Origin of the sequence: Candidatus Microthrix subdominans (genome assembly GCA_016719385.1) — a bacterium.
Classification (GTDB): domain Bacteria; phylum Actinomycetota; class Acidimicrobiia; order Acidimicrobiales; family Microtrichaceae; genus Microthrix; species Microthrix subdominans.
This window is the reverse complement of sequence record JADJZA010000007.1, coordinates 190,795-203,578: the sequence shown is the minus strand read 5'-3', so window position 1 is coordinate 203,578 and position 12,784 is coordinate 190,795. Positions and strand designations below refer to the sequence as shown.

The following is a 12,784-nucleotide window of genomic DNA, read 5'->3' as shown; positions in this document are numbered from 1 at the left end:
AGTGCCCTGACAGTGTAGAAGGTTGCGGCGCTGGGGAGCCGCCCCGGCCTGAGTCCTACGCCAACGCGGCGCGTGCGACCTCGGTGGCCAGCTCGTCGGCCACCTCGGCGGCAAGCTCGGCGGTCGGTGCTTCGACCATCACCCGAACGACCGGCTCGGTGCCCGAGGGACGGATCAACACCCGACCGTCGTCGCCCAGACGGGCCTCGGCGCGGTCGACCGCATCGCCGATGCGCTCCAGCAGGTCCGGAGGCCGAACGTCGAGCGAGACGTTGCGCAGCTTCTGGGGCAAACGCACCATCGCTTCGGCGGTCAGCTCGCCCAGCGGCTTGCGCCGGTCGGCCATCACCCGCAGCAGGCGGATGGCGGTGAGCAGGCCATCGCCGGTGGTGGCGACGTCGGCAAAGATCACGTGCCCGGACTGTTCGCCGCCAAGCACCAGACCCTCGCGTGCCATGGCATCGACCACGTAGCGGTCACCAACCGGCGTGACCACCACGCCGATGCCGGCCGCCTCCATCGCCTTGCGGAAGCCCAGGTTGGACATGACGGTGACCGCAACCGCCGAATTGTCCAACTTGCCGGCCCGAGCCATCTCAAGCGCGCAGACGGCAATGATCTGGTCGCCGTCGATCTCGTTGCCGTGCTCGTCGACGGCCAGGCAGCGGTCGGCGTCGCCGTCGAGGGCGAACCCGACCGCACCGTCGAGGTTCATCACCGCCTCGCGCAGCGGGCCCAATGCGGTGGATCCGACGCCGTCGTTGATGTTGGTGCCGTTGGGCAGGTCGCCGATCACCCTCAGCTCGACACCCAGGCGCCGCAGGGCCCGGGGCCCGATGGCCGATCCGGCGCCGTGGGCGGCGTCGAGCACCGCCACCATGCCGTCAAGTGCCCCGTCGCCGCCACCGGCTTGCACCAGCTCGGCCACGTAGTCCTCGGCCACCTGAGGTTCCCACTCGATGCGGCCCACCTCGGCGCCGGTCGGCGGCGGGATCTCCTGCGCCATCTCGTTGGGGCCGACCACGCGAACGCCGCGGCCGGTGGTGAGGATGGCCATGATCGTCGACTCGATCCGGCTCTGCTCGGCATCGGACAGCTTCTGCCCGCCGGGACCAAACACCTTCAGGCCATTGTCCTGGAACGCATTGTGCGACGCCGACACCATCACGCCGGGGCAGTTGCGCACTCGAGCCTCACGGGCGACGGCCGGCGTCGGGATCACCTCAAGCTCGATGGCGTCCGCCCCGGCGGAGGCGACCCCGGCGGAGACCGCCGCGGCCAGCATGGAACCCGACCGCCGGGTGTCGACGCCGATCACCACCTGAGTGGTGTCAAACGCGTCGACGACGGCTGCGCCCAGTGCCAGCGCAAAGGTGGGGGTCAACTCGGTGTTGGCCACGCCCCTTACGCCGTCGGTTCCAAAGCGCAGGCTCATGACCGAAGTGCCCCACCGCGTTCGGGGGCGCCCACGTCCATCAGCGCTTGGAGTACTGCGGCGCCTTGCGAGCCTTCTTGAGGCCGTACTTCTTGGATTCCTTCTCGCGATCGTCGCGGGTGAGGAAGCCGGCACGCTTGAGCGACTCGCGCAGGTCGGCGTCGAGCGCCACCAGGCCCCGGGCGATGCCGAGGCGCATCGCGCCGGCCTGACCGGTCGGGCCGCCACCGTGGATGGTGGCGTCGATGTCGTAGTTCTCACCCATCTCGGTGAGAACCAGCGGCTCGGCCAGCACCATGCGGTGGGTTTCGTTGGGGAAGTACGCCTCAACCGGGCGATTGTTCACCGTGATCTGGCCGGATCCATGACGGACCCGGACGCGGGCGACGGCGCGCTTGCGTCGGCCGGTTGCTTGAACGAGGGGGTGTCCCATGATGGTGCTCCTGTGGAGGGTGCTCAGCGCGCCCGGGCGTGTTCGATGGCCAACGGTTGAGGCTTCTGGGCGGCGTGGGGATGCCCACCCTGATCCTGAAATTCGGTGGATGTGTAGACCTGCAGCTTGCTCAGCATGCGTCGGCCCAGGCTGTTCTTGGGGATCATCCCTCGAACGCTGCCCCGCACTGCGTCGGCCGGATCCTTGTCCATCATCGCGGCGTAGGTGGTCTCCTTGAGGCCGCCGGGGTAGCCGGAGTGGCTGTACATCGGCTTGCGCTCGGCCTTGTTGGAGGTGAGCACCACCTTGTCGGCATTGATGATGATCACGTGATCACCGACATCGGCGTTGGGGGCGAAGGTCGGCTTGTGCTTGCCGCGCAAGATGGTGGCGACCTCGGTGGCCATGCGGCCGAGGACCAGGCCGTCGGCATCGACGACATGCCAGGCTCGCTCGATGTCGGCTTCGTTGGGGGCGTAGGTGCGCACCGGAGGTTCCTTTGCGGATGGGGAACGGTGGGGAGAGAAAACGGGTCGGCGCAGGAGGAGCGCCAGGAGGCCACGTGGGCGACTCGCCATGGTAGACCCAGATCGGCGCGATTCACCAATGATCGGCGGAGATCGCCCGGGGACCGGGTGCGATCGGTTCGCTCAGCGGTCGGAGTCGAAGCGCACGCGGACGTCACCTTCGGCGGGCGCGACCTCGCCGATGACGCTGGCTTCCACCCCAACGCTGCGGGCGGCGGCGATCACCTCATCGGGCTTGGGCGTGGCGATCACCATGCCGATTCCCAGGTTGAACACCCGCCGCAGTTCGTCCTCGGACACGGCGCCGCGTCGGGCGATCTCGGCGACGATCGGGGGGCGCTCCCAGGCGGTGTCGTCCAGGTGGGCTGCGAGGTGCTCGGGCAACGCCCGCGGCAGGTTGCCCACCAGCCCACCGCCGGTGATGTGGGCCACCGCATGCACCGGGGCCTCAGCCAGCATCGCTTGCACCGCCGGCGAGTAGATCACCGAGGGGCACAGCAGCTCGTCTGCGACGGAGGGCCCTTCGGGTGCGCCGGGGTAGGCCGGAGCGGCCAGCGAGGCCCGCGGGTCGTCGGCATCGATCAGCACCGACCGGGCCAAGGAGAATCCGTTGCTGCGCAGGCCGGGCGACCGCAGGCCGACCAGCGAGTCGCCGGGGACGACGGCATCGCCGGTGATCATCTCGTCACGTTCGACGACGCCGACGGCAAAACCGGCGACGTCGAGCGCATCGGGGTCCATCGTTCCGGGGTGTTCGGCCATCTCGCCACCGATGAGCGCACAACCGGCGATCTCGCAGCCCTTCACCAGGCCGGACATCAACAGCTCAACCCGGTCGGGGTCGAGACGACCGACCGCCAAATAGTCGAGGAAGAACAGCGGCTTGGCGCCCGAGCACACCAGGTCGTCGACCACCATCGCCACAAGGTCGAGGCCCACGGTGTCCCAGCGGTCGGCCAGCCGCGCCACCTCGAGCTTGGTGCCCACCCCGTCGGTCGATGAGACGAGCACGGGCCGTCGATAGCCGGCGGGCATTTCGAAAAGGCCACCGAAGCCGCCGATGTCGGCGATCACCCCGGGGGTGTGCGTCCGGCGCAACATGGGCAGGATGCGACGCACCGCCTCGTCCCCAGCGTCGAGGGAGACGCCCGCCGCGGCGTAGGTGGCGCCGTCGGAAGGATTCGCTGTCGGGCGATCGTTCGAAGCGCTCACCGACCGGCACCAATCGATGCCGGGGTGCGGTCTCCTGCTTCTGGACGGCCGGGGGTTGCGGCGTCTCCATCAGTCCCGAGCAGAGAGGCCTGCGACGGCTGCGGGGCCTTTGGGGCCTCCAGCACGTCCTTGCCCAGGTTGACCGGGATCTCCACCGGATACTCCCCGGTCAGACATGCGGCACAGAACTCGTCGGCCGGGTCTCCGTCACTGCCCGCGGACGGCCCGACCGCCGCCAGCAACTTGTCGAGCTCGAGGTACACCAGGCTGTCGACCCCGAGGTACTCCTCGATCTCCGGCACGGTCATCTTGGCGGCGAGCAGGGTGTCGCGAGCGCCGGTGTCCATGCCGTAGAAGCACGGCCAGCGATAGGGCGGCGACGACACCCGCAGGTGTACCTCGGCGGCGCCGGCGGCGTAGAGCATGGCCACCATCGCCTTGGTGGTCGTGCCCCGGACGATCGAGTCATCGACGACGATCAGGCGCTGGCCCTTGATATTTTCCCGGAGCGGGTTGAGCTTCATGCGCACCCCGAGCGATCGCACCTCTTGGGACGGCGCTATGAAGGTTCGACCGATATAGCGGTTCTTCACCAGGCCCTGCCCATAGGGAATGCCGCTCGCCCGGGCATATCCCTCCGCCGCCGGCATGCCCGACTCGGGCACGCCCATCACCATGTCGGCCTCCACCGGCTGCTGGGTGGACAGCACCTCGCCCATTCGCACGCGGGCCCGGTGAACGCCCCGTCCACCCAAGAAGGTGTCGGGCCGGGCGAAGTACACGAACTCAAACAGGCACAGTGTCGGGTTGATGCGATCGTCGTCGAAGGGGAAGCGGCTGCGCGGCCCGGCGTCGTCGATGACGATCACCTCGCCGGGCTCGATCTCCCGAACGAACTTGGCGCCGACGACGTCGAGCGCAGCCGTCTCCGATGCCAACACCCAGTCATCGTCCAACGCGCCGAGCACCAGCGGGCGGAACCCGTTGGGATCGCGCACGCCGATCACCCGGTCGGTGTCGCACAACACCAGCGAGAACGCTCCCTCGAGGCGGGGCACCACATGCGCCACGGCCTCGATCAGCAGCTCGTCCTCGGCCACCCCGCGCTCCCTGCCCAAGCCAAGTTCATCGGCGAGCAGTTCGGCCATCAGGTCGGTGTCGGAGGTGATCGTGCCCGGCAGCACCGCCGTCTCGGCGGCGAGAGCGCCCGAGTTGGTCAGGTTGCCGTTGTGGCCAAGCGCAAAGTGGACCAAACCGGTGGACCGGTACACCGGCTGGGCGTTGTGCCACTCGCTGGACCCGGTGGTCGAGTAACGGGTGTGGCCGATCGCCAGATCCCCGTCAAGCGCCGCCAGCGTGCGATCGTCGAATACGTGGGACACCAGACCCATGTCCTTGACCACGGTGATGTGCTCGCGATCGCTGACCGCCATGCCGGCCGATTCCTGGCCGCGGTGTTGCAGCGCGTAGAGCCCCAGGTAGGTGAGATGCGAAACGTCGCGCCCGGGACCACGAATGGCGAAGACCCCGCAGGCCTCCTTGGGCCGATCGTCGTCGAGGTCGGCCCCGTTGGCGTCGGACGCGCTGGCGTCCCACGATTCGGGTCCGTCGATGAGGGCCAGATCATCCGGAGGAAACACCGCGCTCAGTGTGTCACGGGAACGCGGTCGACACCATGTGGAGCACCAGGTCGACGGTCGTCTGGCCGGCGCGGTGGTTCAGGGGCCGGGGGCGACGGCGACAGCCGGGCCGGCGCCCGATCCTGGCGACTTGGCACCCGGGTCAGCGATGGCCAGACACAGCACGATCAGCGACGGGATCAGGATCATCGCAAGGAAGACAAAAGGTGTGAGGTCGCGAACCGAGCGCTTCCGCTTCGAGACCGGCGGCCGGTCCGCGAGATGGTCGCCGACCCCGCCCGACAGGGAACGACCCGCTGCGCCGATCGGAAGCGGTGCGGTGACGTTGGGCACGGTCATGGGCGGTCCTTTGACGTGCTGGGGACGGAGCTCGACGGGCGGTTCACTCCGACAGATTGCCGGAGCCGAGTGCCGCTGGCAATCGGCTGCGCCACTCGTCACGAAGTGTCTGCAAATCCACGGTAACCACCTGTCCCAACCGAAGGACGGACCCCCGGCATGGCCAAGGGTCACCGCATCAACGCCGACGGCGTGCGCACGGTCCAACACCCCCGCCAGCTCGTCCTCGGACACAGCGACGACCATGCGGCCGGCCGACTCGCCAAACCATCCACCCGTCGTGTCGGGGATTGTCGAACCGGTCCGATCTCCGCCATCGTGGCCGTCGGTCTCAAGGCCGACGTCGCCGGCCACCGCCATCTCGGCCAGCGCCAGGGCCAGGCCACCCTCGGAGACGTCGTGGACGGCCAGCGCGGTGCCATCGGCCACCAACGAGCGGGTCAGCTCGGCCACCGTCTTCACCGCCGCCAGGTCGGGCTCGGGCACGCGACCGCCCCGAAGCCCCTGATCCCAGGCCCAGCGCGAGCCGGCCAGGCCCTCGGTGGGCGTACCGAGCACCATCACCGTCGTTCCCTCGGCCAGCGTCAGGCCCGGCGGCACGGCGCTGAGGTCGTCGATCAGGCCCAGCGTGGTCACCACAGGGGTCGGGTCGATATTCCGTCCGCCGGAGGTGTTGTAGAGGCTGACGTTGCCGCCCACCACGGGCAGGTCCATCGCCGTGCAGGCCCCGGCCATGCCGTCGACGGTGCTGCTCAGCTGCCACATCACCTCGGGATGTTCCGGGTTGCCGAAGTTGAGGCAATTCACCAGCGCCAGCGGTCGGGCGCCGACCGCAGCCAGGTTCATCACCGACTCGGCGACCACCATGGCGGCGCCCCGCTCGGGGTCGCTGGCGGTCCAGCGGTGGTTGCCGTCGGCGCTCAGGCCGAGGCCACGGCCGGTGTCGGCGCCGGTGCGCGGATCGCGCAGGCGTAGCACGGTGGCGTCGCCCCCGGGGCCGACCACCGTGTTGAGAAACAGCTGGTGGTCGTACTGGCTCGACACCCACGAAGTGTCCATCACCATGCCGAGCAACACGTTGGTCTGGTCGCCGGTCGCAGCAACATCGGGCTCGTCGGCCCAGCGCTCGTCCAGGTCCTCCGGCGGCGCCAACGGCCGCCGCAACAGCGGCGCGTCCTCGTGCAGCGTGGTCGCCGGCACCTCGGCCAACACCTCGCCGCCCTCCTCATCGAACACCCGCAACAGGCCAGTGTCGGTCACGGTGCCGATCGCCGATGCCCGCACCTCCCAGGCGTCGGTGATCGCCAACACCGCATCGAGGTTTTCCGGCTCGACGATCGCCAGCATGCGCTCCTGGCTCTCGGAGGTGAGCACCTCGACCGCGCTCATGTGCGGCTCCCGCTGGTGCACGGCCGATACGTCGACGTCCATGCCCATGTTGGCGTTGGCAGCGGTTTCGGAAGTGGCACAGGTCAGGCCGGCGCCGCCCAGGTCCTGAATGCCGACGACCAAACCGGCGTCGAGCAGCGCCAGCGTCGCCTCGATCAGGCGCTTCTCCTCGAAGGGGTCGCCCACCTGCACGCTGGGGCGCTTGGCCTCGTCGCCCTCGGCGAACTCGGCCGAGGCGAGCACGCTCACCCCGCCGATGCCGTCGCGGCCGGTGGAGTTGCCCAGCAACACCGCCAGGTTGCCCTCGCCGGAGGCCTTGGCCAGCACCAGCCGCTCGGTGGGCAGAATGCCCAGGCAGAACACGTTGACCAGCGGGTTCTCGGTGTATGTCTCGTCGAACACCACCTCGCCGCCAACGGTGGGGATGCCGACCGAGTTGCCGTAGCCGGACACGCCCGACACGACGCCCTCGGCGATCCAGCGGCTGCGGGCGTCGTCGAGCGGACCGAAGCGCAACGGATCCATCAGTGCGATCGGGCGGGCGCCCATCGTGAAGATGTCGCGCACGATGCCGCCGATGCCCGTGGCCGCGCCCTGGTAGGGCTCGATGGCGGACGGGTGGTTGTGGCTCTCGATGCGCAGTGCCACGGCGATGCCGTCGCCCACGTCGACCACGCCGGCGTTCTCACCCGGGCCGACCAGCACCCACGGGGCCTCGGTCGGGAACCGGCCCAAGTGCACCCGGGAGCTCTTGTAGGAGCAGTGCTCGGACCACATCACCGAGTACATCGCCAGCTCGAGGTGGTTGGGTTGCCGGCCGAGCAGTTCGCCGATCTGGGCGAACTCGTCGTCGGTGAGTCCGAGCGCCTGATGGAGCGGCGGCTCGGGGCTACCGCTCTCGGCGTCGAGGTCGGCTGCCTGGGGGGAGGGGTCGCTCACACGACCCATCCTACCGATCCGCTCGCATGAGGCTCCCGAACGCTGCAGCGCCACGTGGGTCCGCATCGAGTTCAGGGACCTCACCATGGGGCGCCACGTCGATGGTTCGCCGTGGCGGTTTAGTTCAGAGTCCCGTTTCGCAGTCGTCGGCTGCTGCGTCCAGTTCAGCGGCGGTGACCTGGCGGCCTTTGATGGTGACGGCTGTGCCGTCGGTGTCGTAGAGGTACCCGTCGGGGTCGGCCAGCATTGTGCCGTAAGTGCCTGTCCGGTATGTGAGTGACGGCCACTCATGGTCACCATCCGCGCGAATGAATCGCGCGTAGAGTGAACTATCGGGATGGCGGACGAACGCACCTACCCCTCTGATCTCACCGACGAACAATGGGAGGCCGTCGCCGACCTGTTCGAACAACGTCGACCATGGGCCGACCTCACGTTCACTCTCGACGGCTCATCGTCAACGCGATCCTCTACCAAGCCCGAACCGGCTGCCAATGGCGCTACCTGCCATCGGAGTTCCCACCTCGCTCCACTGTCAACGACTGCTTCGTGGCCTGGCGCGAGGACGGCACCTGGGACACCGTTCACCAACGCCTCCACAACGCCGCCCGCACCCAATCAGGCCACGATCCTGGCCCAGGGGCAGCGGTCATCGACGCACAAAGCGTCCCCAACGCCGGACGTGCAGAGGAGGTCGGCTACGACGCCGGAAAGAAGATCAGAGGCCGAAAACGCCATATCATCGTTGACAGTCTCGGTCTCCTCATCGCCGTGCTCGTCACCTCCGCGTACGTCTCCGACATCGCCGGCGGCCACCAGCTCCTCCGAAAAGCCCGCCTGACGAACTCGATGCTCGGCATCGTCCGCGCCGATTCCGGCTACCAAGGCCTCGCCAAGCGAGCCGAACGGCTCAGGTTGAAGATCGTGATCGTCAAGAACCCGTCCCGCAACACGTTCATCCCGGTCAAGCACCGGTGGATCGTCGAACGATCGCTCGCTTGGCTGTCCGCCTACCGGCGGCTTGGAAAACGGGATCTCGAACACACCACCATCGCCGCCGAAACCTGGATCAAGGTCGCCTCAATCGCCATGATGCTCGCCCGACTCCACCCAACACCGAACAGCCCTCAAGCAATCACCTGGGCACGCCTCTGGTGACATACCGGACAGGCACTAAGGGAACAGGGGAGTTTTAGGGGTCGGCCTGGGTGTTCTTGGTGCGGTGATGCTCATCGGTATCAGGCCCGTGTGCCCGGGCGAGGCCTCATGGAGCGGATCATTCGGTAGGCATTATCCGTCACCACGGCGCAGCCGGTAGCGGTCAGCGCATCGATCTGCATGGAAGCGTCTCGATCGGCCATCGAGACCTGCGCATATCGAGAAGGTGACCCGCCCATCAGGGGACCATCTCAATAACGGCGCTCAGATGGGCCGATGAGACGTTGATTCTGCACACGAGTTCTGAGACGCCACCCAGCCCGGTCTTGCCCGTTTCAACGGTCGGCAGCGCTGGTGTTCACAAACGACTGTATTTGAGACACCTAAAAAAGGGCGGAGGTTCGGACCGATGAGCGTTATGAGACGCTGCGAACTTGGCCAGCGGCGCCACACTTGGCCGGGTATGCGGCGCGTGCCGAACGGTTCGGGCTGGACGAAGTGTGTGACCTGGGCCGGGTTCGTGGGCACGCCGCACCACTGGGCCCGGGGCACCTCTGGAGGTCCCCCCAGGTTGACAGGCATCAAGGCCTGAGGCGGTTCTCGGCGCCCGATGGGCAACGCCGGCCGCGCTCATCTGAACCCTGCAGCCGCCTGTCGCCCAGCGACTCCCCCGTCGAGCGCGCGTCGGCACGACAGGAAACCCAAAGTATCCAGAGCGACCGATGAAGTCGCACCGGCGGTCTTCCAGCCGACCCTCCGGATTGCTCCACCCCAGTCTTCCCCTGGGTTGTAGTGGGGCGACCAGGGGATTCGAACCCTGAACTCAGTGCTGTCACGGCTCCCCGGCTTGCATTCAGCCATTCCGGAGCTGCCCTTCGATGCAATACTGGAGTGATCGTCTCAGGGCCCTCGCAGGCTGGCAAGTCAACGTTAGGGCCCGCCGCGGGATTAATTAGACGGTTGGGGTGTATGGCTGATGGTGTAATTCCAGTCGCCGTGCCAATCGTGGAGTGAAAGCGGTATCGCTTCGAACTGGTCCTTCGTGATCTTGACGCCTTTGGGGTAGACGTGGGCGTCGTAGGCGGCTTGGATCGTCAGCCCTTTCTGGGTGGTCGTCGCTGAGATCAGCTCGACAACGGTCCGGATGTTGGTGAGGGGACGGCCCCGCCAGTTGATCGTGATAAAGCTGAACATACGGTGCTCGATCCGGTTCCATTTCGACGTGCCGGGCGGGTAGTGCGCCACGGTGATCTCCAGGCCGGTCTCTTCTGCCAGGCGGGCGAGATGCCATTTCCAGGCCCTGACCCGGTAGCCGTTCGACCCGCCACAATCGGCGGTGATCAACAGCCGTTTCGCTGTCGGGAACCGGTGTTTGCCAAGGGCGTCCCACCACTTCGCGATCGCCGCAACAGCGAACTCGGAAGTGTCGGCGGTGTCCCCAACCGACACCCAGCCTTCGTTGTTAGCCACGTCGTAGACCCCATACGGGATCGCTTTGCCCAACACAGGATCGGGGAAGTCGTGAACATCGGTGCGGACCGGCTCACCTTGGGGCTGGTATTCGACACCGCCGTTGGACTTGTTCCCCAGCGTCTCCTTCTTCTTGGTGTCAACGGAGATCACCGGGTCACCAGCGGTAATGAACGCCTCCGACAACTCAGCGACGTAATGGAACTGGCCGTCACGATCAGGATGTGTTCTGCCTTCGGCCTCCTTGGCGGGGGCCTGCAACGAGTAGCCGTTCTGGGCCAACAATCGTCGGACCAGCTCGGCTGACGCTTCGAAGCCCTGGTCGGTGACCTCACGTGAAAGCTCGTAGGTCGACTTCAATGTCCACCGCAACGTCGACATCGGATGGCCACGCGTTGTTGGCGAAACCAGTTTGTCGATCGCGTCCCACAAGCCGGGCTGCTTCTCGATCGCGGGTTTGTCGCCGGCACCCTCAGCACGGACCCGGTCGGTCACCTCCACACCGGCCTCGATCTCGTTGGCGCCCCGGGTCACCGTCGACCGCGACATGCCTGTCAGCTCGGACACCTTCGTCCGACCGCCGCGGCCCAACATCACCGCCACAGCACCCACGTTCAAACGTCGTTGCCGCTCATCGAGATGCGGCAGCACCGCTTCGAAATAGTCCGTCAGCGCCTCATCGGTGATATCCACACACCCAAACTACACCGCGCGTCTAATCCTATGGCGGACCCTTAGTCCGGGCGCTCCTCCTCGAAGGCGCCGGCTACCTTCAGACGAGTACGCGGTGCCGGACGATCACGGCCGTGTTCAACCGTGGGGTGATCCCTGCAACCATCGGCAAATCCTCTCCCGGTCAACGCTATGGCCCGCCCCAGCCGCGAAGTCCGGACGCCCTCCAGAAGCGACCCGATTCTCCATGAGATCCGGGGTCGCTTCGGGTCGCTTGCACGTTGCTGTTTGTGGGATCGTTGAGCTACGTGGCGCGGTGCGACGTGTTGTCGCCGTGTGTGGGTCGTGCGTGAGCGTGCTTGAGGGGTCGACGACTGTGCAGACAAGGCTTGTGCCGTTTGTGATTGGTGATGTTGAGGTTCAGGTTCAGGTTGAGGTTGTTGGGCCGTCGGGCAGCCGACAGGTGAGCGCGACGGGCGGTGTGGCGGAGCGATCTGTTGCTGCGTTTGAGAGAGTGGAGGATGTGATCGCAGCGGTGGCTGAGCGGGTCGCTGGGCTGGTTGCTGGCCAGGCTCGCTCTGGTTTGGCTCCTGATGAGCTGACGGTCGCCTTTGGTGTGAGCTTTTCTATAGAGGGCGGGCTCGTGTTTGCGAAGGGTTCAGCAGGATCCACGATTGAGGTAACCCTCACGTACAAGAACGACATCTCTGAGCCTGGAGGGACGAGCTGATGGGCGGCGGGTCGGCGGAGCATGTTGCCCCGTTCTTGGCCCGGATCATGTCCCGCGAGGGAGAGGCGATGGGGACTGCGTTCCAGGTGACCCCTGGGGTGCTGGTCACGGCGTGGCACGTACTGAGAGATGTCGGCGCACCCGACGTTGGCGATGCGGTGGTGGTTTGCCAGTTCGGTTCCGACGCCGATCTTGGCGGCACGGTCGGTCAGATCGACCAGGTTGTCGATTTGGGGGTGGTGCAGGTCCGGGAGCCCTTGGACGCTTCGGTTGGGGGGCTGGTGGCATCGAGTTTGGTCCCCAATGGCGCAATGGTGGAGATCCAGGGTGCCTCCCATATCGATGATTTCGACCACGACCGGCCCGATGTGCAGATGACGGGGGTCTGGCAAGGCCCTTCGAGCGAGGACGAAATCGTGGTGGCCCGCCTTACCACTGAGGCGGTGGTCCCGGGAATGAGCGGTGCCCCGGTGCGTCTGCTGGGCAGCGACCAGGTGGTGGGGGTGGTCAAGGCTCGCTACGAGACTGACAGCACGGTACTTGAGCGAACCGTGTGGGCGGCGGTGTGTGAGCACGTCGGTCCCCTCGTGGACGTTTTTGGGGTGAAGGTCGGGGCGCTCCCTGCCGGTTGGCACCCCACGCTCACAGCGCAGATCGAGGGGCCCCTCCCATCGTCGTCCCAGAAGATCTTGGGGCCGTTCGTGGGTCATGACCGCTTCAAGGCCCTAGCTGGCAGGCGTCGTGGCGGGTTAGTCGATGCCAGCTTTCCCTACGTGGCGCCTCCAGTCTTGCACGAGGCTCACCCTGACCGTATCTGGCAGACCCTCTCCTCCGAGCCGG

The 12,784-nt window shown here is 66.9% G+C and carries 10 protein-coding genes; 2 read left to right on the top strand and 8 right to left on the bottom strand.

Annotation, left to right across the window (positions count from 1 at the left end; genetic code table 11):
- Positions 1-55: 55 nt before the first annotated feature.
- The 7 genes from IPN02_11045 to IPN02_11015 form a co-directional block, all read right to left on the bottom strand.
- A complete protein-coding gene (locus tag IPN02_11045; GenBank protein MBK9297344.1) occupies positions 56-1,435 on the bottom strand; it encodes a phosphoglucosamine mutase in 1,380 nt (459 codons plus the stop codon).
- A gap of 40 nt (positions 1,436-1,475) precedes the next feature.
- Entirely contained in the window at positions 1,476-1,868 is a 393-nt protein-coding gene (gene rpsI, locus IPN02_11040) for a 30S ribosomal protein S9 (GenBank protein ID MBK9297343.1), read from the bottom strand.
- Between the two features lie 23 nt (positions 1,869-1,891).
- Entirely contained in the window at positions 1,892-2,356 is a 465-nt protein-coding gene (rplM, locus tag IPN02_11035) for a 50S ribosomal protein L13 (GenBank protein ID MBK9297342.1), read from the bottom strand.
- Between the two features lie 162 nt (positions 2,357-2,518).
- The gene (locus tag IPN02_11030; protein MBK9297341.1) at positions 2,519-3,607 is read right to left on the bottom strand and encodes a phosphoribosylformylglycinamidine cyclo-ligase; all 1,089 of its coding nucleotides are present in this window, start codon (positions 3,605-3,607) and stop codon (positions 2,519-2,521) included.
- On the bottom strand, positions 3,604-5,220 hold the full coding sequence (gene purF / locus IPN02_11025; GenBank protein ID MBK9297340.1) for an amidophosphoribosyltransferase: 1,617 nt from the start codon (positions 5,218-5,220) through the stop codon (positions 3,604-3,606). The genes IPN02_11030 and purF overlap by 4 nt, the downstream gene beginning before the upstream one ends.
- 105 nt (positions 5,221-5,325) lie before the next feature.
- A complete protein-coding gene (purL, locus tag IPN02_11020) occupies positions 5,326-7,914 on the bottom strand; it encodes a phosphoribosylformylglycinamidine synthase subunit PurL (protein MBK9297339.1) in 2,589 nt (862 codons plus the stop codon).
- A 124-nt stretch (positions 7,915-8,038) separates the two neighbouring features.
- Positions 8,039-8,224: a hypothetical protein gene (locus IPN02_11015; protein MBK9297338.1), complete on the bottom strand. Its 186-nt coding sequence runs from the start codon at positions 8,222-8,224 to the stop codon at positions 8,039-8,041.
- 110 nt (positions 8,225-8,334) lie between these two features.
- Here IPN02_11015 and IPN02_11010 point away from each other — a divergent pair, with 110 nt between their 5' ends.
- A complete protein-coding gene (locus tag IPN02_11010) occupies positions 8,335-9,072 on the top strand; it encodes an IS5 family transposase (protein MBK9297337.1) in 738 nt (245 codons plus the stop codon).
- Positions 9,073-10,020: 948 nt separating this feature from the next.
- On the opposite strand, the gene IPN02_11005 is transcribed toward IPN02_11010, so the two are convergent.
- Positions 10,021-11,229, bottom strand: coding sequence for an ISAzo13 family transposase (locus IPN02_11005; protein MBK9297336.1), 1,209 nt, complete (start codon positions 11,227-11,229; stop codon positions 10,021-10,023).
- A gap of 334 nt (positions 11,230-11,563) precedes the next feature.
- Between IPN02_11005 and IPN02_11000 the strand changes: the two genes are divergently transcribed.
- On the top strand, positions 11,564-11,944 hold the full coding sequence (locus IPN02_11000; protein ID MBK9297335.1) for a hypothetical protein: 381 nt from the start codon (positions 11,564-11,566) through the stop codon (positions 11,942-11,944).
- Positions 11,945-12,784: the final 840 nt, after the last annotated feature.

Bases quoted from the DNA above. Each gene is read 5' to 3' on its own strand.
- IPN02_11045 (MBK9297344.1), bottom strand. From the start codon at position 1,435: ATGAGCCTGCGCTTTGGAACCGACGGCGTAAGGGGCGTGGCCAACACC.
- rpsI (MBK9297343.1), bottom strand. From the start codon at position 1,868: ATGGGACACCCCCTCGTTCAAGCAACCGGCCGACGCAAGCGCGCCGTC.
- IPN02_11010 (MBK9297337.1), top strand. From the start codon at position 8,335: ATGGGCCGACCTCACGTTCACTCTCGACGGCTCATCGTCAACGCGATC.